Annotated in this window: 15 protein-coding genes and 1 tRNA gene; 5 read left to right on the top strand and 11 right to left on the bottom strand. The window is 37.5% G+C overall.

What is annotated here, in order from left to right; genetic code table 11:
- Positions 1-125 precede the first annotated feature (125 nt).
- The 7 genes from GO621_RS13805 to GO621_RS13775 form a co-directional block, all read right to left on the bottom strand.
- Positions 126-2,969, bottom strand: a complete 2,844-nt coding sequence (locus GO621_RS13805) for an alpha/beta hydrolase family protein (protein ID WP_157568024.1) — start codon at positions 2,967-2,969, stop codon at positions 126-128.
- Positions 2,970-3,069: 100 nt separating this feature from the next.
- Positions 3,070-3,306, bottom strand: coding sequence for a type II toxin-antitoxin system Phd/YefM family antitoxin (locus GO621_RS13800; protein ID WP_157568022.1), 237 nt, complete (start codon positions 3,304-3,306; stop codon positions 3,070-3,072).
- Positions 3,307-3,514: 208 nt separating this feature from the next.
- Positions 3,515-5,362, bottom strand: a complete 1,848-nt coding sequence (gene yidC, locus GO621_RS13795) for a membrane protein insertase YidC (RefSeq protein WP_157568020.1) — start codon at positions 5,360-5,362, stop codon at positions 3,515-3,517.
- Between the two features lie 20 nt (positions 5,363-5,382).
- Complete coding sequence (locus tag GO621_RS13790) at positions 5,383-7,005, bottom strand: CTP synthase (protein WP_157568018.1); 1,623 nt, start codon at positions 7,003-7,005, stop codon at positions 5,383-5,385.
- A 216-nt stretch (positions 7,006-7,221) separates the two neighbouring features.
- Positions 7,222-7,515, bottom strand: a complete 294-nt coding sequence (locus GO621_RS13785; protein WP_157568016.1) for a hypothetical protein — start codon at positions 7,513-7,515, stop codon at positions 7,222-7,224.
- 57 nt (positions 7,516-7,572) lie between these two features.
- Positions 7,573-8,193, bottom strand: coding sequence for an L-threonylcarbamoyladenylate synthase (locus GO621_RS13780; protein WP_157568014.1), 621 nt, complete (start codon positions 8,191-8,193; stop codon positions 7,573-7,575).
- A gap of 95 nt (positions 8,194-8,288) precedes the next feature.
- Positions 8,289-8,362 (bottom strand) — tRNA-Met (locus GO621_RS13775).
- 97 nt (positions 8,363-8,459) lie between these two features.
- Between GO621_RS13775 and GO621_RS13770 the strand changes: the two genes are divergently transcribed.
- From GO621_RS13770 to GO621_RS13760, 3 genes are all read left to right on the top strand, one after another.
- The gene (locus GO621_RS13770; protein WP_157568012.1) at positions 8,460-8,840 is read left to right on the top strand and encodes an START-like domain-containing protein; all 381 of its coding nucleotides are present in this window, start codon (positions 8,460-8,462) and stop codon (positions 8,838-8,840) included.
- 42 nt (positions 8,841-8,882) lie between these two features.
- On the top strand, positions 8,883-10,334 hold the full coding sequence (locus GO621_RS13765; protein ID WP_317163448.1) for an LptF/LptG family permease: 1,452 nt from the start codon (positions 8,883-8,885) through the stop codon (positions 10,332-10,334).
- Positions 10,335-10,525: 191 nt separating this feature from the next.
- Positions 10,526-11,731, top strand: coding sequence for a bifunctional 3,4-dihydroxy-2-butanone-4-phosphate synthase/GTP cyclohydrolase II (locus GO621_RS13760; protein ID WP_157568009.1), 1,206 nt, complete (start codon positions 10,526-10,528; stop codon positions 11,729-11,731).
- A 98-nt stretch (positions 11,732-11,829) separates the two neighbouring features.
- On the opposite strand, the gene GO621_RS13755 is transcribed toward GO621_RS13760, so the two are convergent.
- A complete protein-coding gene (locus GO621_RS13755; RefSeq protein WP_157568007.1) occupies positions 11,830-16,245 on the bottom strand; it encodes a translocation/assembly module TamB domain-containing protein in 4,416 nt (1,471 codons plus the stop codon).
- Positions 16,246-16,325: 80 nt separating this feature from the next.
- Here GO621_RS13755 and tsaD point away from each other — a divergent pair, with 80 nt between their 5' ends.
- The gene (gene tsaD, locus GO621_RS13750; protein WP_157568005.1) at positions 16,326-17,327 is read left to right on the top strand and encodes a tRNA (adenosine(37)-N6)-threonylcarbamoyltransferase complex transferase subunit TsaD; all 1,002 of its coding nucleotides are present in this window, start codon (positions 16,326-16,328) and stop codon (positions 17,325-17,327) included.
- Between the two features lie 9 nt (positions 17,328-17,336).
- Positions 17,337-17,507, top strand: coding sequence for a hypothetical protein (locus GO621_RS13745; protein WP_157568003.1), 171 nt, complete (start codon positions 17,337-17,339; stop codon positions 17,505-17,507).
- Positions 17,508-17,570: 63 nt separating this feature from the next.
- Here GO621_RS13745 and recA read toward each other — a convergent pair whose 3' ends face one another.
- The 3 genes from recA to GO621_RS13730 form a co-directional block, all read right to left on the bottom strand.
- On the bottom strand, positions 17,571-18,596 hold the full coding sequence (gene recA / locus GO621_RS13740) for a recombinase RecA (RefSeq protein ID WP_157568001.1): 1,026 nt from the start codon (positions 18,594-18,596) through the stop codon (positions 17,571-17,573).
- Between the two features lie 111 nt (positions 18,597-18,707).
- Positions 18,708-19,481, bottom strand: coding sequence for an endonuclease III (gene nth / locus GO621_RS13735; protein WP_157567999.1), 774 nt, complete (start codon positions 19,479-19,481; stop codon positions 18,708-18,710).
- Positions 19,482-19,614: 133 nt separating this feature from the next.
- Positions 19,615-19,821, bottom strand: coding sequence for a hypothetical protein (locus GO621_RS13730; protein WP_157567997.1), 207 nt, complete (start codon positions 19,819-19,821; stop codon positions 19,615-19,617).
- Positions 19,822-19,830 lie beyond the last annotated feature (9 nt).

The following is a 19,830-nucleotide window of genomic DNA, read 5'->3' as shown; positions in this document are numbered from 1 at the left end:
GGTGATAAAAGAAGTATAAAAAATAAATCGAACAAAGCTTAAACAGTACCAAGTCATATAAAACACAAAAACAAGGCAGGAAAATATTTTCCTGCCTTGTTTTAAAAATACTGCTCCTTATAAAACTATTGTTTCGTCAGTTCAAATCCCCAATCCTTCCCTTTATCAACAGCCGGCACACCATTGGCCATCCAAACAGGCATGGGTGCACCTTTTAAAAAGTGGTCAAAAAACTGTTGCTCACGAATAGAAATATCTTTCCGGTTTTGCCGTTGCACCAAATTATGTGCTTCGCCATTATATTGCAATAGCCAAACTGGTTTGTTTAATCTACGCAACGCGGTAAACATTTCAATGCCCTGATACCACGGAACTGCGCCATCTGCATCATTTGACATAATCACAACTGGTGTTTTTACTTTTGGCAACTGGAATAACGGAGAATTGCGGATATATAATTGCGTGCTGTCCCATAAAGTAGCACCAATACGGCTCTGGCCTCTTTCGTACTGACTTTCGCGGGAGTTACCGCTTTCCCAACGGATACCGCCATAAGCAGAAGTCATGTTGGCAACAGGTGCACCAGCCCAGGCAGCAGCATACATATTGGTTTGCGTGATCAAAAAAGCAACCTGATATCCGCCCCAGCTTTGTCCCTGAATACCAATATGCGCGCCGTCAACCCAGGAATTCTTCTTTAAATTTTCAACACCAGAATTAACAAATTCTACGGCAGAAGCACCTGGCTGACCTCTTTCATAACTAATATCAGGTGTAAAAACGAGATAACCGTTACTTACAAAAAATGAAATTGGTAAACGCGAAGGTGTTGGGGCAGGAGGAATGTAATTGTTTAAAGTCTCACTTACTTTTTCGTAAAAATATACCAGCATTGGATACTTCTTTTGCGGATCGAAATTTTCTGGTTTGTATAAAATTCCTTTAGACTGATAGCCTTTTGGTGTTTTCCAATTAACCAATTCTGCTGTTCCCCAATTGTATTGGCTTTGCTGAGGATTAATTGCACTTATTTTAGTTTCTTTTTTCAGGTCAGAAGAAACATATAAATCCGGTGAATACTCATAATTACCTTTGGTATAAATGTATTCGTCGCTATTTTTAGCCTTTTGAAGCGCACTAAAGCTATAAGGAATCATTAGAATTTTTTCAGGAGTTTTGTTGCTGTCGAAAGCTTTTTTGTAATATCCCCACTGTTTATTTTCTTCATTTTGAACCAATAACATCAATGGTTTTTTAGTTGGAATGTATCGCTCTTCATCATTTCCGGCAGCGTTAAAACGTCTGTTTGCACCTTGGATCGGGTAACGGAAAATAAGCTTATTTTTCCTTCCTAAACCTTTGGTAAAGTTAGTTGCTGTCCCAGTTGCAGGATCAATACTCCAGATGTCATATCGGTCATAAACTAACAATGCTTTATCGCCACTCGTCCAGCCGGAAACGCCATAAGCCGAAGGATCGGTAGGTAAATCGTTATCTTCTTCACCCATTTTTACACCTGTTTTTGCTGTCAGGTTTGTTTTTTTGCCAGTAAAAACAGCATAGCTAAACCAGTTTTGACTGGTTGGATCAAACCAGATTACATAATTTCCTCCCGGGGATATTTGATATCTTGATTTTAAACGCGAATTGATTTTTTTGTACTCACCAGTATTAATATCAACCAGATAAGCTTCCTGGCTTCCGCCGCCTTCCCACTGCGCTTGTACTCGAGAACCGGTATCTGTAACAGCTAAAGCATAACGTACATCATTGTTTTCGGGTAGCATTACTTCCTGTATGCCTTGATTAGCTAATTGTATCACTTTATGTTCAGCTTCTGCAGGAATAATAACAGCAAGATAACTTCGGCGCAAATCTCGTTGCAAAGTATTCAGTTGTTGTGGTTGCAGATAATCGTCTTTATAATTCCAAATGTCCAATTTAGCATGTTCAAACTCAACCAAAGTTGTATCGGCCGGTTTTGGAATAGGCGCTGTACCAAAAAATAGCCTGCTTCCATTTTTACTGAAATAAACACGACCATCACCGCTAACAGTCCATTTAGCAGGTATTCCTGCCGATCCGGCTGCTGCAATTACATCTGCACTGTCTTTTGTACTGTTATAATAATAAAGCTTAAAAGGCTTAACTAAAGCTCTTTCTGGATTTTTTTCTGCCATGAAAGCTAATTGTTTACCAGTTTCATCAAATACTAAATTGCGATAATTGCCACGGCCTGTGCTTACTGTTTTTACCGCATCTTTTTCAATATCATATAAATAAATGCCCGATTTAATGGTATTATTTCTCCGCGGAGCTGTAACAGCGTACACCAATATTTTGCCGTTTTTATCTAACTGGTAGTCCGTTACATATTTAAACGTACGCTGTTTGTTGTTTAACAATTGTTTTAAAGTGAGGTCAGCGCCTTCGCGGGTAGGCGGTGCAATAGTTTGTGCAACAGCTCTTCGTGAAGTATCCGAAGCAGCAGGCCTTTTTAAAGTATCGCTGGAAGCCAAGTAAGCGATTACTGATGCTTTTTCTGCTATTTTAAATGATCTTACGGATGGGATTTTTGTAATTTGTGTTGAACCTAATGCAAGTAATCCTAATGTATCTTTTGGAAATTCATCCTGTCTCTTCTTTTTAATCCTTGCCAAACGTGTAGCTGCATAGAAAGGACGGATCAGAAAAACAGCATACTTAGAATCAGCCGTAATACGTGCAGTGTCTGCGCGCGGAACTGTTATTTTATTACTGTTTTTAGAAGTGGAAATTACCAGATTTGCATCGCCAACTTGCGGTTTTACAACATATAAAATCCATTTGCCATCATCGCTTATACGGTCATTAGCGATGTTTTGCCAGCCATCGTAAACTGAATGGTCTAATGGTTTTTTAGCTGTTGTTTGTGCCGACGTTGTAGCAAACAAAAAACACAGTAAAGGCAGTAGTAATAATTTTTGCATGATTTAAACTTTCGTTAAAGCTTAAATATGCTGTTTTTACAGGATAAAAATTGGTGTGTGAATAAAAAGTTACAATTGGAGAAATATTTCCTTCAGAGAATTATAAACTTATAAATTCTTCATCAGTCATCTTAAAATCATCGTGAAATACTACTGTTGCTTTGCCTTCTAATAACCCTAATTTAGGCTTAGGTTTTTGCAAAGAGATTTCTGGAAGGAAATAACCGATAATTTGCTCTGCTTTTTCAGAAGTAACAGCAATCTGTTCTCCAGATTTTACTTGTTCAATCACTTCTAAAAAACTATTTTCAAACTCAGCTACAGAAATTGTTTTCATAAAACGCAAGCTTTTATCTTTTCAAATTTCATCTTTTGTTTTAACAAGACAAATATTCTACATCAGTTTTTTGGGAATCAATCAAAGCAACTTTCTAAAAAGATCTTTCTAAAAAGATCTTTTTAATATAACAAAAGTGATAATTATCTTTAAACAAAAAGAGCATCAAAAATCAAATTCCAATGCTCTTTTTATCACCTAAAAATTACTATTTCTTTTTGGTTTGGATAGCTGGCGTTTGCCTTTGCTGGCGCATCAATTCTTCCATTTTTGCAGCAAAGCCCGATTTCTTTTTGTTCGGGTCTTCCGGTTTCTTTTTGTTTTCCTGGATCTGAGTGTGAATTTTTTTATCATCTACCATCAACCTGATAAAATACTGTTGGGAGAACGTTAAAATATTGGCGCAGAAATAGTAATAATTTAAGCCTGCCGGATAACTGTTTAAAACTCCAAAGAAAATAAGCGGCGTGATGTAACCAATATATTTCATTTGCCCGGTTGCACCCGAAGTTTGGTTGTTAAAATAAGTTTGAATTAGGGTTGAGATCGTCATCAGCAAACACATTAAACTAATGTGGTCCCAATTTAAAAACGGAATTAACGGAAAGCTGATGACAGAATCATAAGTCGAAAGATCGTGCATCCACAAAAAACTTTGTCCGCGCAATTCAAATAAATTTGGGAAAAAACGGAAGAAAGCCAGGATAATTGGCATTTGGATTACCAGAGGCAAACAGCCGCCCAATGGGTTTACGCCTGCTTTTTTGTACAATTTCAAGTATTCCTGTTGTAATAAAGTTGGATTATCTTCGCCGACTTTACCTTTAATTTCATCCATTTCCGGCTTTAAAACCCGCATTTTAGCCATCGATAAATATGACTTGTAGGTAAGCGGAAACAAAACCAGTTTCAATAAAACGGTCAATACCAGAATGATCAATCCATAATTCCAGTTAAAAGCTTTCAGGAAGTTAAACACCGGCAAAACCGCAAAACGGTTGATGTATTTTAATGGCCCCCAGCCTAAATCGATCTGTCGCTCCAAATGGTAGCCTTGCGCTTTTAATGTTGAAAAACGATTTGGCCCAAAGTAAAACTCCATTGGATAACTAACAGAAGCAGCACCAGAATAAGGCAATTGCATTTTGGCAGACATCTGTTTTACATCGTTAGAGTTAATATCAGTAGCAACAGCAACATCAGCGCTGGTAAAGCCGTCTTTAGTAATCAGTACATTAGAGAAAAATCGCTGTTTAAAAGAAACCCACTGGATTTTTTTATCAGTAAAATTTTTCTGATCGTCTTTGGTTAAGCTTAAATCATTAATTCCGCCTTCTGTATCTTCCAGGTAAACGGTGGAGTAGGTACGCTCCATTTTCATATCGCGTTCCTGCTTGCGTAAACTGGCTTCCCAATCCAAAGTAACCTGGTTATTTCTGGCATTTACAACATTGTTCATGTTGTTCAATATCAAAGTGTATCCAACTTTATAACCTTCGCCTTTTAAAGAATAAACATAATCGATGGATTGATTAACGCCATAAGCTAAGTGCATGGTTAATGTACTTGAATCCTTTCCGCTAACATTTAAAGCTGGTGCGCTTGGTATAAAATTAAGATCGTTAGTTTGAATCTGTTTGCCTTCTACATTTAAACTTAAACCAAACTTGCTTTGCTCCGGACTAAGTAAAATCAGCGGTTTTTTATCAAACGTTTTTTCGTTTTTTAATTCTACCGAAAGAATGCGTCCGCCTTGTGTAGATAAAGTAACTTTTAATTCTTTATTCTCTAACGTTACTAATTTGGGTGCTGCTGTAATGGCATTGCCCAACGGCCCTTTTAATACAGCAGAATCTGCTATTACCGTTTTTTGTGGGGTAAAAGAAGCATTTGTAGTTGGTGCTTTCAGTTTGCCGCCGTTTATTTTACGGAGGGAATCTAACGTTTTTCGCTGCTGTTCTTTTTTGATTTCTTCCTGCGATGGCTTGAGCAAAAATGTGGAACCGACCAGGATAACCAGGATCAGGAATAACCCTGTAAATGTATTTCTATCCATTCTTTTTTAAAGTGACCTATTTATATAGCTAAATTCTTCTTTTTGGCGTAGGCCATAGAAGCGGCCACAAAGTTAACAAAAAGCGGATGCGGATTAGCAACTGTTGATTTTAATTCGGGATGAAATTGCGAGCCGATGAAAAAAGGATGGTTTTTTAATTCTACAATCTCCACCAAACCGTTTTCGGGGTTGATACCGGAAGGCACCATGCCTGCATCTTCATATTGCTTTAAATAAGCATTGTTAAACTCGTAACGGTGCCTGTGGCGTTCTGTAATATGTGTTTTGCCATAAACAGAAGCTGTTTTGGTGTTTTTACGAATATCGCAAGGATAAGCGCCCAAACGCATTGTTCCGCCTTTACTGGTGATGCTTTTTTGCTCTTCCATCATTGAAATAACCGGATTTGGTGTGTTTTCATCCATTTCACTGCTGTTGGCATCAGCTATTTTTAAAACATTCCGGCCATATTCAATTACCGCGCATTGCATGCCCAGGCAAATCCCAAAAAAAGGGATTTCATGTTCCCGTACGTAACGGATAGCTTCAATTTTACCTTCTATACCGCGCTGGCCAAATCCAGGAGCAACTAAAACGCCATGTAGACCACGCATTTTTTCGGAGGCATTTTCTATTGTTAAACCTTCTGAATGAATGTATTTAACGTTTACTTTACACTCATTTTTTGCACCAGCATGAATAAAAGCTTCGGTGATAGATTTATAAGCGTCTGGCAGTTCCACATATTTTCCGACCAAACCAACCCGGATTTCACCTGTCGGGTTTTTTAACCGGCCTAAAAAATCTTTCCAGTTTTCCAGGTCGGGTTCTTTGTTTTGCGAAAGCTTTAATTTAGCTAAAACTGTTTTATCTAACTGTTCCTTCAGCATCAGTAAAGGCACATCGTAAATGGTAGAAGCATCGATAGATTCAATCACCGCATTGATGTTTACATTACAAAAAAGCGCAATTTTTTTACGCAGTTCCTGGTTTAAGTGATGCTCTGTACGGCAAACTAAAATATCTGGCTGAATACCATATTCCAGCAACATTTTTACGGAATGTTGCGTTGGTTTTGTTTTTAATTCTCCTGCAGCAGCAAGATAAGGAACTAAGGTTAAGTGAATTACTAATGAATTACTTGAACCTGTTTCCCAACGAAACTGTCGCACAGCCTCTACAAAAGGTAAAGATTCGATATCGCCAACTGTTCCGCCAATTTCTGTGATAACAATATCGTTCTCGCCATTCTCACCCAAAATCCTGAAATTACGTTTGATCTCGTCTGTAATATGCGGAACTACCTGAACTGTTTTTCCTAAATAATCGCCTTCGCGTTCGCGGTTAATTACGTTCTGATAAATCCTTCCGGTAGTAATATTATTAGCCTGGGAAGTAGGCGTATTTAAAAAACGTTCGTAATGGCCCAGATCTAAATCTGTTTCGGCGCCATCTTCTGTTACATAGCATTCGCCATGCTCGTAAGGGTTCATTGTTCCTGGATCGATATTGATATAAGGATCGAATTTCTGGATCGTAACCCGGTAACCGCGGGCCTGGAGAAGTTTGGCTAATGAAGCTGAAATAATGCCTTTACCTAACGAAGAGGTAACGCCGCCCGTAACAAAAATATACTTAGTCATGCTTTAACTTGATGGGCTGTAGCAGATTTATATCTGAAACAAACCCTTGTGTACGGGATGCAAAAGTAAGATTTTTTTCGGTTTTAAGGCGGGAAACCTTAACAGAAGGCTTTATAAATTTAATAATATGGAAGTTGTATACTTCTTTTATGGCATAAAAAAAATGCCTGATAAAAGAAGTATGTTAAGGTAAATAGATGTAGGCTGTATTGATTGTCAGGCAGTTTCCGAAGAAAAGCGTTTGCTGATCTTACTGATCAGGTTTGGTTTTGAAAACTTTTCTTTCCAATCAATATGTTTAAAACTTTGCTGTTGTTTAAAACTTTTTAAATAATTATTTATTCTGATGCCTTCTGTAAATAAGCTGGTGCATAGATAAGCAAACAGTATGAGCAGTAAAACAGTAATAATCCACATACCTGAAACTAAAAACAGAAAGGCATAGAACAAAGATTTGTAGATCAGGAAGCAGATTACTACTGTTTTTAGGATAGAAAATAGATTTTTCATTGGTAACACGATTAATACAAATAGTATATAGAAAAAATCGTGCTGAAAAATATATTCTTATAAATATTGCTGCAAATCGCCTTTGCCTTCCCGAATAATATTAAACTCGCCGGTTGTACAATCAACCACTGTAGAAGCAATATTATCGCCGTAACCACCATCAATTACCAAATCAACCAGGTTTTCATACTTTTCGTGGATGAGTTCCGGATCGGTTGAATACTCCAGAATATCATCGTCATCTTTGATAGAAGTAGTGAGGATTGGATTGCCTAAAGCTTTTACGATTTCGCGCGGGATATTATTATCCGGGATACGGATACCGACCGTTTTTTTATTCGAACTTAATAGTTTTGGTACTAAATTGCTCGCATTAAAAATGAAAGTGAACGGACCGGGTAATGCTTTTTTTAGCACCCTAAAAACAGTATTGTCAATAGGTTTGATGTAATCTGAAATATGGCTAAGGTCGTAACAGATAAAAGATAAGTTAGCCTTGCTGCAGTTCATCTTCCGCAGCTGGCAAACCTTTTCAATAGCATGCTGGTTGGTAATATCACAGCCTATACCATAAACCGTATCGGTTGGATAAATAACCAGTCCGCCTTTTCGCAATACTTCAACCACTTGTGCAATGGCTTTTTCATTTGGGTTTTCAGGGTAAATTTTCAGCAGCATAGTTCAAATAAAAATGTAAATTGTAAAAACCGGAAAAGGTTTTCGTTAAAAGAAAAAGCCCTTAAGTTTTATAACTTAAAGGCTTTGTAACAATGTAGCGGGGAGCAGGATCGAACTGCCGACCTTAGGGTTATGAATCCTACGCTCTAACCATCTGAGCTACCCCGCCTCGTTTTAAATAAGGTGCAAATATATCAGAAATTAGTTTTAATAAGAAAAATTGTTAAAATTTACATTTTCAACCTAAAAATTCCGTATAACGTTATATGAGCGATAAGAAAAAATTTAAAATTGAATATGAAATAAATTCATCTCCCAAAATTTTGTACAGCTTTTTAAGCGAACCAAATGGTTTGGCGCAGTGGTTTGCAGACGATGTAAACATAAAAGACCAGATTTATACTTTTTCATGGGACGATGAAAAGCAGAATGCCAAGTTGTTAGGAATGAAAGAAAATAAGTTTGTTAGGTTTAGGTGGATGGACGATGACCCGCAGAGTTATTTTGAAATGGAAATTATTCAGGATGAATTAACAAACGATGTAGCATTGGGCATTACTGATTTTGCTACCGAAGAAAATATAAATGAACGTACTTTGATCTGGAATAACCAGATTGCTTATTTAATTAGTGTATTAGGCGCATAATTTAAGTGCCTAAAAGAAGCATGTCAAAAAGGAAAACGATTCGTGAAAAAGATACATCTGCTTATACTTAAAGCTTTTATACGGCCATTCTTCGTCACTTTTTTTATAGTGATGTTTGTTTTGCTGATGCTGTTCCTGTTCAAATACATTGATGATTTGATAGGAAAAGGCTTTGAATGGTATATCATCCTGGAATTAATGATGTATGCTTCGGCCACAAATGTGGCTATGGCACTGCCGCTTGCCATTTTGCTTTCTTCCATTATGACTTTTGGCAGCCTGGGCGAAAATTATGAACTGGTTGCCATCAAATCGGCAGGTGTATCTTTAAGCCGTGCTATGTACCCAATGGTTATTGTCGTAGCATTATTAAGCATAACTGCTTTTATGTTTTCGGATTATATGCTTCCGGTGGCCAACCTCAAGTATTATTCGTTACTCTACGATGCCCGTCAGCAAAAGTCAACCAATTTATTGCCCGAAGGTATTTTTAGCAGCAATTTTCCCGGCTATTCTATCCGTGTCCGAAAAAAAGATCCGGACGGGCAAAGGCTTTATGATATGATGATTTATGAAAAAAATCAATCTACCGGTAATAATTCTGTTGTTTTTGCAAAGGAGGGAAGCATGTACCGCACGCCGGATGACTCTTTTTTAGTGTTAAAGCTTAAAAACGGCATCCGTTACGAAGAAACCAATGGCGATAAAGGTTTTAACCCGCGGCAGCGATTAACCCGTTTAAGGTTTAAAGAAACGGAACAGAAGTTCGACCTTTCTAACCTTAAATTTAAGCGTACATCCGAAAGTGAGTTTAAAAGCGCTTACCAGATGATGAATATTAAACAATTAGCCCAAACCAGAAAAATTGCAGAGCATGGCCTGGATAGTGCATTAAGAACAGAATTTCAGGTTTTCAGGCCTTATGTTAAGTATTTTGCTGTTCCTTACCAGCGAAAGCTGCATCAGATAGGTTATAATATTGATAAAGGTGTTTTGTCCTCTTTTAAACCAACCGAACGCTTAGGTGCAGTTAATGTTGCTTTGGGGGAAGCAAGGGCCTTAAAAGATCTGTTAGATTCGAAAGTTGAACGAGAAAAAGATACCTCGAGAGGCATACGGAGCATGATTGTAGAATATCAGCGTAAATTTACTTTATCGGCTGCCTGTTTAGTGCTATTTTTAATTGGTGCACCTTTAGGCGCCATCATCCGTAAAGGCGGTTTAGGTTTGCCGGTTGTTGTTTCGGTAGCTTTTTTTCTCATTTATCATATCATTTCTACCATTGGAGAAAAATCAGCTAAAGATGGCCATATTCCTCCGGCAATAGGCATGTGGATTGCCATTGTTGTTTTAACGCCTTTAGGCATATTTTTAACTTATAAAGCTGCAACAGATTCTGCCATTTTTGATGTAGATATTTATAAAAAAGTATTTTTAAAGCTGATCGAAAAAAAATCAAAAATTTTCGGCTCTTCGGATGCTGCTTCAGCCTGATGCTTCTTTTACCGGCAAAAAATTGGAACGGAACAACCAGAATTATCCCTTAAAAACAGTATCAGTTGATTTGACAATCTGCCGACTGCCACATCTTTATTAATACTTAGTTTTGCTTTTAAGTATAACGGATAAAACATTCCTGTCCTGAATCCCATTTATCCGTAAAACTATTTTTTAATTATAAAAAGATGTTAAGCAGTATAGAAGAAGCTATTGAAGATATAAAAGCCGGTAAAATGATCATTATTGTGGATGATGAAGACCGCGAAAATGAAGGTGATTTTTTTATTCCTGCCCATCATGCAACACCTGTAGTAATTAATTTTATGGCACGTTATGGCCGCGGGTTAATTTGTGTTCCGGTGGTCCGTTCTATCGCGCAACGTCTCGAACTTGATCTGATGGTTGGCAATAATACAGCTTCCCACGAAACCAATTTTACCGTTTCTGTCGATCTGGTTGGCCACGGCTGCACTACCGGTATTTCTGCTTCAGATCGTTCTAAAACCATTTCAGCCATTATTGATCCCACAACCCAACCTTCTGATTTAGGGCGGCCAGGCCATATTTTCCCTTTAATTTCTAAAGAAGGCGGCGTATTAAGGCGTGCCGGCCATACAGAAGCAGCAACAGATTTGGCTGTTTTAGCTGGTTTTGAACCTGCAGGTGTGATTTGTGAGATTTTGAAAGAGGATGGCGATATGGCGCGTATGCCTGATTTAGAGGTAATGGCAAAGGAGCTTGATATGAAAATTATTTCTATCGAAAACCTGATTAAATACCGGATGAATTCGGAAAGCCTTATCCAAAGAGAAATTTCGGTAAAAATGCCGACCCAATGGGGAGATTTTGATATGATTGCTTATACCCAAAAGAGTACGGGCGAACATCATATTGCACTGGTAAAAGGAACATGGGAACCGGATGAACCTGTTTTGGTAAGGGTACATAGTTCGTGCATTACAGGTGATATTTTTGGTTCCTGCCGCTGCGATTGCGGCCCGCAATTGCACAAAGCGATGGAAATTATCCAGAAAGAAGGCAAAGGCGTGATTGTTTATATGAACCAGGAAGGGCGCGGTATTGGTTTGATTAACAAATTAAAAGCCTACCATTTGCAGGAAAACGGTTTTGATACTGTTGAAGCAAACTTACAACTGGGTTTTAAAATGGACCAGCGCGATTACGGAGTAGGCGCACAGATAATCAGGGATTTAAACATCACCAAGATGAAACTGCTGACTAATAATCCTAAAAAACGTACCGGATTATCAGGTTATGGATTGGAAATTGTAGAAACTTTACCCATAGAAATTTCCTCCAACCCACATAACGAAACGTATTTAAAAACAAAACGCGATAAAATGGGTCATGCCATTTTAAAAGATATATAAGTTTTTGATTTTTTCCGGATGCTTCTTTTATCACCTAAAAAATAGTGTCAATTAAAATTTTTAGGTGATAAAAGAAGCATTGCTTTTTATGTTCAGCTTTAATTATCATCCAATACAGTATTGGTTTTGGAAGTTCCGCTGCCCGGTGCCGGATTTTTTCTGCTGTTTCTTCTCCGGTTAAAAATATTCCTTAAAAATTCTGAAAAGGAATCAAAATCCTGCTGGTAAACCAAACCTAAACCGTTAACATATTGCAGGCCCAATTGGTCGTTAATGGTATTTAAAGTCGTGCTGTTTAAAGCCCGGTAAGAATATTTGGCCGTTAACTTTCCGTCTTTAGAAATCAAATACTGAGCTTCAAAATCTTTAGTAAAATTACTGAAATTTGAGTTGAAAAGAGTTGTTGTATTCTGATTAAAAAGGTCGTTTCCTACCTGGTTATTGTACAGACTTCCGTTTAACAACAAGCGGTTATTAAATAATCGAAAAGATGCACTGGCATCGTTAAAAGAACGGATATTCAGATCGAAGTTTTTAATATTCGATTGCGAAATAAAATTGTTCAGTTTATTAAAAGCAAACTCGCTAATAGCATCTTGTGCCGTGCTGCCAACTTCTTTGGTCAGATTTTCGCCGCCTGTTCCGGTTGCAAATTTCCGTCTTACAATTAAACTTAACGCTTGCTGATTGCGGTTGGTTGCATCGTTTAAATAAGCGGCCAGTTCATCTTTTATAGCAGGATCGTTTGGAAAATTAAAGTTGAAATCAATTTCCGGGTGGGTTAATGATTTGGTCAAAATCATTTCTGCCTCTACCAGTTTTTGCTGGCTTTCTTGTGCATTTGGTAACCCTGCGGCCCTATACAAATCGTTAATATCTGTACGTACTTCGTAAATTGCTTTTAAGTTGATTTCTGCGTTGGATGGGTCGCCTGTCCAGCGGATCGTTCCTCCTTCGTTTACCTGGAATACTTTACTGATAAAGTTTTGTGCCGTAAACTCAAATTTTCCGTTAGAAATTAAATAATCCCCGCGCATCTCAAAATCACCGGAACTGTTAATGTTCAGTTGGAGGTTATTGGCTGTTCCGCTTCCTTCTAACTGACCATAATCTGTAGTGATTTTAACCAGTGTTTTTTCATCAATGGTAAGGTCAAAATTGAGTGTTACGCCGTTAAACGAACGGTCTTTTTTTATATTTTTAGAAGAATTCCTGCTGATGTAAGTAATAAAATCGTAATTGCTCGCTGTACTGGATGAGTTAAGCGGAATGTTAAACACGGTGCCTTCTTCCGTTTTAGCTTTGATATCGATCCGCATATTGTCGGTCGGGCCTTTAAAACTGAATTTTCCGGTGGTAAAAGCAGTACCGTAATACAAACGGTTATCTTTAAAGGCCGTATTTAAAGCCAGCAGGTTTCTTGCATCAATAGTTGCTTCAATATCAGGGTTTGATAAATTATTCAAATTGACCGTACCATTTACAATACCAGTGCCTTTCCTGTTGTCTTTCAGTTGCAGGTTATTAATTTCTATAATGCTGTTTTTAACAACAACATTATCGTTAATAATGTAAGGGGTTTTTAAATAGTTAATAGTTAAACCCGTATTTTGCAAACTAATGCTGCCATTAATTTGAGGTTTTTCCGGCATACCGGTTATGTCAAGATCTGCAGAAATATGCCCGCTTAATTTAGAAACCAGGTCATTTACCAAAGGGTCAAGAATTACAGCTTCTGTCTGGTTCATTTTAACATGAAAATCAAGCTTATTGTCCTCACTTGCCAGGTTATATTTGCCATTTACATTCAATGTTTCCAAACCCTTGTTTAGTAAATTTAGGTTGACTAATGCTGTTTTATTGGCATTATCTAATTGGGCCGAAAGCTTCAGGTTGCCAATTAAAGTTTTATTAATGCTGATGGAATCTGCATGCAAGTCAGATTCTACTCCCGGATTATTGGTAACTGCGTTTAATACAGCATTTCCGTTTAAAACGCCACTGAGCTTGATACCGGCAGATTTGGTTAACTGATCTAAAGAAGCGAGGTTGAAATTATCAAAAGTAACCTTGAGCTTATCGTCAGGTTTAGGAGAAATATAGCCATCAATTCCAATTTTTTGTACGCCGTTTGATAATACAAAATTGGCAATTTGTGTTCGTGCATTTTCCAGCAGCCTGATCCTTACCTGTTCTGCAATGCGCCATTTCTGCTGTTCAATAATAATGTCTGAAGGCAAAATTTTGAGTTTTGCAGTAGTGTCCCTTCCAAATTCAACCAATCCGTATAAATCCAATTGGTTAATAGCATTTTTATCAGAAAGTTTAATGTTGAAGTTTAAGCTGTCGCGCTTTAAAAAGTTGGTAATGTTGATGTCTTTGATAAAAAGGCTGTCGGTAATATTAACCTTACTTAAAGAAATATTTACACCAATAAAATCATCCACCGTACTTTCATCGATCAAAAGATCATGAAAAACCATTTTATCATACTGGATTGTTTTAATCAAACCATTTAGCGTTGCTGTTTTGTTGAAAGAATTAAAATTACCTACAAAAGTTCCCTGTTCCGGAATTTTTAATTTCGGGATAAAGATTGTTGTAATCGGGTCTAAATTTTTCAGGTTTAGGCGGAAGGCAAAATTTTGAGGTTTTGGCGGAACAAATTTAGTTTGAAGCGAAGGAATATATTTTTTTACCAGTGTTTTAAAGTAGGACGGCAAGGTATTTAAATCGTAATCGCCTTTTAAGCTTCCGTCGGCAAGAGAAGATTTTAGCGTAAGTTCCCGTGACCTGCCTGTTCCTTCAGCAGCAAAATACAAAGAATCTACCAGGTAATTATTACTTGGGTTGGTTAACCTTACCTGCCTTAACAATAAATTGCCATTGATGTTATCAATACTGTTCCCTGAAAAATTAGAACTAAACTGGGCATCAACAGAAAGGGTATCTTTTAAAAAATGAAGCTTGTTCAATTGTGCCCCTTTTATATCCGATTTAAAGTGAAACACAGGTAAAGCAGGGTTTAAATCTACGTTTCCTTTAAAATTTAATTTTAAGTTCGGATCGTTAACCAAAACTGCCCCATCAAAATATTTTTTGCGGAAAGTACCGTTAACGTTTACATTGCTGTAACGGTAGCGGTTAAAATCCAACGACTGGATTTTTGCATCCAGTTTACCAGTAAGCGTCTTTAAATCGAAACCCGCGCCGTTAACATCGGCAGAAATGGTAGCGCGGTTTAAAGAAGGTTCATTTAATAAACTTCCGAAATTAAAATCAAAGGTTTTAATGTTGCCGCTGTAACTTGGCACATCACCTTTGATCTTCATGTTCACATCAGAGCTAAAACTGCCCAGCTTGGTTTTAAACTTCCCATAAGCTACAAAGTCATTCTGGAAACCTGTGAATTGCCCGCTAAAGCTAATGTTTCCAAACTTATCTACGATTGCCGGAATGGCACTGCTTCTTTTATCGGCAAAATTCTTGTATAGAAGATCGAGGTCTTTTTTATTGGTCGAAACCTGTTCAATGTTCAGCTCCATCAAAGTCTGTTCCCAATCGGGCAAGCCTTTCATACTGAAATTTCCCTTAATGTAGGTTGCCTGTCCGGCTTGCACAGCCAGGTTTTTAGCTTTCAGGTTATCCACTTTACCTTTTACCACGCCATCCAATCCAAGTTCAAACTTAACATGGTGCAATTTATCAGCAAAAAAAGCAATGTCAGCAGATGATAAATGGGCATCTTTAAAATCTGCCGTCATCATCACTTTATGCTCAAAATTATCAAAATCATCAAAGCTTTTAAAGCCCATCCTGAAATAGTTTCTTACTCTGGAATGAGGCGTATTTAGCGTAAGCTTTTGCAGTTCGATCTGGTTGGTATCAATCGTGACCAAGGAAGCAAGTTTTTGTACGATAAAACCACTTTTTTCTTTAAAAGCTAAGTTTTCGATAGCTGCTTTAAACAAATGGTTTTTTAAATCGAGATGGCTTGTTGCAATATTTAAGCCGGTCAAATTAATATCATCAAAGTTTACGCCGTTAATTATGGTATCTACCAATTGATTTTTATACCTAAAATGAAAGTTGTTCAGGGTTATTCTTTCAAAATTGGTAGTCCAGGGTTTACTTTTCTTTTTTGGAGCGTTACTGCCTGAGTTGAAATAATCTAATATAAATTGCAGGTTGGTATGCTTGTTCTTCAGTTTTTTCAGGTAAAAAGAGCCATCTGTAAGCGTGATGTTTTTAAAATCAATTTTACGGTCGGAAATACTGTTAAAAACAGAAAAACCGCTAAGCTGGACGGTTAATAACGGCGTTCTTAATAAAGTGTCTTTTTGCTTGTCCAAAACATACAAACCCTCCAGAACAACAGAAGAAAAAGGTTTGATATACAAGCTTTTAATATCAACTTTTGTATTTAGTTCCTTTGATAAATAATGCGTTGCTTTTTTGGCTGCCCAGGTTTGTACCGGCTTAAATTGAAAAGAAAATACAAGCAGCCCCAGCATCAGAATGAGGAGGAGCAGGACCAGTAACGTTATTTTGAGTGCTTTTTTAATAACTTTGCAGCTTAGTATAAAATAAACAAATGCCTGTAATTTTAGGGATAGAATCTTCTTGTGATGAAACCTCTGCCGCCATTTGCATAGATAGCTCTGTGGTTAGTAACGTAATTACCAGCCAGAGTATCCATGCTGCTTATGGTGGTGTTGTTCCGGAGTTAGCCTCCCGTGTACATCAGCAAAATATTATCCCTGCCGTTCAGCAAGCTATATTAACGGCTAAAGTTACAAAAAATGATATTGATGCGGTTAGTTTTACCCGCGGTCCCGGTCTTTTAGGCGCTTTGCTGGTTGGTGTTTCTTTTGCAAAAGCTTTTGCACTTGCCCGAAACCTGCCTTTAATAGAAGTTAACCACATGCAAGCGCACATTATGGCTAATTTTATTGAAGCGCCTAAACCCAGATTTCCTTTTATTTGCCTTACCGTTTCTGGCGGACATACGCAAATTGTATTGGTTAAAACTGATTTTGATTTTGAAATTATAGGGCAAACACTGGATGATGCAGCCGGGGAAGCAATGGATAAAACAAGCCGGATTTTAGGGTTGCCTTATCCCGGCGGACCCTTAATTGATAAATATGCACGTACCGGTAATCCCGAAGCTTTTCATTTTCCTGAACCGCAAATTCCGGGTTTGAACTTTAGTTTTAGTGGGCTAAAAACAGCATTCCTGTATTTTGTAAGGGATAAAGTTGCCGCAAATCCTGATTTTTTAAAAGAGAATATGAATGATCTTTGTGCTTCTATCGAAAAAAGAATTGCAACAATTTTGATCAATAAATTAAAAAAGGCAGCAGATCAATATCAAATAAAAGAAATAGCATTGGCTGGCGGCGTTTCTGCTAATACTGGTTTGCGGAATTTATTGCAGCAAACAGCAGATCAGCAGCATTGGAACTGTTATATTCCTGCATTTGAATATTGTACCGATAATGCTGCCATGATTGCCATGACCGGATATTATAAATTTTTAAAACAGGATTTCGTTGGCCAACAAATAGCACCTTTGGCCAGAATGCAATTTTAATAGGATAAAATGAGTACAGCTTCTTTAATTTTTTGGGCAATTTTTGTAGTTCCGTTAGTTGCATTTTTGTTTTGGGTGATGTGGCAGGATAAAAAAAGGCGTTCTACCGGTTTAATAGTCCTGGTTTTAGGAGTGATCCTTGCTATTATTTATATGTATGCCAGAACAGGCGGAAAATAAAGAAGCATCTGACTGTTAAATCAGATGCTTCTTTTAGCAGGTATTTTTTTATAAGAAGTATACTTATTCTTGTTCTGTTACAGCTTCTACGCCGGTAACTGCTTCCCTGATTTTTACTTCCAGTTCTTCCATCATTTCAGGATTATCCAGGATGATATTTTTTACGGCATCACGGCCTTGTCCTAAACGCGTTTCGCCATAACTAAACCAAGAGCCGGATTTTTTGATGATGTTGTATTCAACACCTAAATCAATAATCTCACCGGCTTTAGAAATTCCTTCTCCAAACATAATATCAAACTCAGCCAAACGGAAAGGCGGGGCTACTTTGTTTTTTACAACTTTCACTTTTACCCGGTTACCAGAAACTTCGTCCGTATCTTTAATTTGCGAAGTACGGCGAATGTCCAACCGGACAGAAGCATAAAACTTTAAGGCGTTACCACCGGTAGTTGTTTCCGGGTTGCCAAACATGACACCGATTTTTTCACGTAATTGGTTAATAAATACACAACAACAGCCGGTTTTGCTGATCATGCCAGTTAATTTACGCAACGCTTGCGACATTAAACGTGCCTGCAATCCCATTTTAGAATCGCCCATTTCACCTTCAATCTCTGCTTTTGGTACCAAAGCTGCAACGGAATCAATAATAATAATATCAATTGCGCCGGACCTGATCAAATTATCTGCAATTTCTAAAGCTTGTTCGCCATTATCAGGTTGCGAGATAAGTAAATTCTCAATATCAACGCCTAATTTTTGTGCATAAAAACGATCGAAAGCATGTTCTGCATCAATAAAAGCTGCAATGCCTCCTTTTTTCTGACATTCTGCAATAGCATGGATTGCCAGCGTGGTTTTACCCGATGATTCTGGCCCGTAAATCTCAATTACACGTCCTTTTGGCAAACCGCCTACGCCCAATGCAATATCCAAACCGAGGGAACCTGTAGAAATAACTTCTACCGGATCAATAGCAGTATCGCCTAATTTCATTACCGTACCTTTACCATACGATTTTTCAAGTTTATCTAAAGTAAGCTGTAACGCTTTTAATTTATCTGTACTATTTTTATCTGTACTCATTATTTTAGTTTTTCAGGCGCTAAGGTAGATGAAATAATTATATTATGCTAATTTTTTTATCAAAAAAATATAATAAAAACAGGCATAAAAGAAGTAGTAAACATACTTAATTCAATCAATACTATCAACTGTATTTGGTATGGTATATTTTTTAAGCCGGGCAGCAATTGGGTTCAGTTTTCTGTTTTTTTGAATTAGCTTTGCTTTTTGCATCTGTTGAAGTTCCTTTTTCTTCAACGCCGTTTCTGTATTCATCTGCTGGAAGTATTTGCAAAAATGGGTAAGCGGGCAAATTTCGCACTTAGGGTTTCGTGCAACACAAATATAACGCCCGTGCAAAATAAGCCAGTGATGGGCAACACCCAGTAATTCTTTCGGCAAATACTTCATTAACTGCATTTCTGTAGCCAAAGGTGTTTTTGCATTAAAGGTAAGGCCAAGCCGGTTCGACACACGAAAAACATGTGTATCTACCGCAATGGCAGGTTCCTGATAAACAACAGAAGAAATTACATTAGCTGTTTTACGGCCAACGCCCGGCATTTTTTGTAAATCATCTATGCCTTGCGGAACAATTCCATTAAATTCTGCAACTAATATTTTAGCCATTCCAACCAAATGTTTGGCTTTGTTGTTCGGGTAGCTTACACTTTTGATGTAAGTATAAACCTCCTCAACTGTTGCTGCTGCCAAACTTTCCGGTGTTGGAAAACGGGCAAAAAGGGCGGGTGTAACCTGGTTGATACGCTTGTCTGTACATTGCGCCGAAAGGATAACGGCAACCAATAATTCATAAGGCGAATTGTAATGAAGTTCTGTAACAGGATTAGGTTGATGGGCAGAAAAATAAGCAACAAAAGCTTTATAACGATCTGTTTTAAGCATGTTACAAACCTAAATAAATTTTAGCCTTCCAATTTCCATACAAATTTCATTTAAATTTTTATGCCATAAAAGAAGCATAGCAACAAAGCCCGGTTCATTTTTTAAAGAAACAGGCTTTGTTTTGTATGAAAAATTATTTTTTTGCCCTGGAGTAGCTAATGATTTTAAGAACAGTTTCTTCTTTCGGATGAATTTGAATCAGGCTTAAATGTGTTGCTATCGTTAAATACAACTGCTGGTGCTTGGCATCTAATTCATCCGGAAAATCATCCATGTCTTCGGTTACACAACCGTTGTTGCTAACAGGGTTTACATTGTTTTTTGTAGAGGTTTCGGTCATAAGCTTGTA

The sequence above is a fragment of the Mucilaginibacter arboris genome (assembly GCF_009754915.1).
GTDB classification, from domain to species: domain Bacteria; phylum Bacteroidota; class Bacteroidia; order Sphingobacteriales; family Sphingobacteriaceae; genus Mucilaginibacter_A; species Mucilaginibacter_A arboris.
This window is presented reverse-complemented; position numbering and strand designations above follow the sequence as displayed.

Bases quoted from the DNA above. Each gene is read 5' to 3' on its own strand.
- yidC (WP_157568020.1), bottom strand. From the start codon at position 5,362: ATGGATAGAAATACATTTACAGGGTTATTCCTGATCCTGGTTATCCTG.
- GO621_RS13785 (WP_157568016.1), bottom strand. From the start codon at position 7,515: ATGAAAAATCTATTTTCTATCCTAAAAACAGTAGTAATCTGCTTCCTG.
- GO621_RS13760 (WP_157568009.1), top strand. From the start codon at position 10,526: ATGTTAAGCAGTATAGAAGAAGCTATTGAAGATATAAAAGCCGGTAAA.
- recA (WP_157568001.1), bottom strand. From the start codon at position 18,596: ATGAGTACAGATAAAAATAGTACAGATAAATTAAAAGCGTTACAGCTT.
- GO621_RS13780 (WP_157568014.1), bottom strand. From the start codon at position 8,193: ATGCTGCTGAAAATTTACCCTGAAAACCCAAATGAAAAAGCCATTGCA.
- nth (WP_157567999.1), bottom strand. From the start codon at position 19,481: ATGCTTAAAACAGATCGTTATAAAGCTTTTGTTGCTTATTTTTCTGCC.
- GO621_RS13730 (WP_157567997.1), bottom strand. From the start codon at position 19,821: ATGACCGAAACCTCTACAAAAAACAATGTAAACCCTGTTAGCAACAAC.
- GO621_RS13770 (WP_157568012.1), top strand. From the start codon at position 8,460: ATGAGCGATAAGAAAAAATTTAAAATTGAATATGAAATAAATTCATCT.
- tsaD (WP_157568005.1), top strand. From the start codon at position 16,326: ATGCCTGTAATTTTAGGGATAGAATCTTCTTGTGATGAAACCTCTGCC.
- GO621_RS13805 (WP_157568024.1), bottom strand. From the start codon at position 2,969: ATGCAAAAATTATTACTACTGCCTTTACTGTGTTTTTTGTTTGCTACA.
- GO621_RS13790 (WP_157568018.1), bottom strand. From the start codon at position 7,005: ATGACTAAGTATATTTTTGTTACGGGCGGCGTTACCTCTTCGTTAGGT.
- GO621_RS13800 (WP_157568022.1), bottom strand. From the start codon at position 3,306: ATGAAAACAATTTCTGTAGCTGAGTTTGAAAATAGTTTTTTAGAAGTG.
- GO621_RS13745 (WP_157568003.1), top strand. From the start codon at position 17,337: ATGAGTACAGCTTCTTTAATTTTTTGGGCAATTTTTGTAGTTCCGTTA.
- GO621_RS13755 (WP_157568007.1), bottom strand. From the start codon at position 16,245: ATGCTGGGGCTGCTTGTATTTTCTTTTCAATTTAAGCCGGTACAAACC.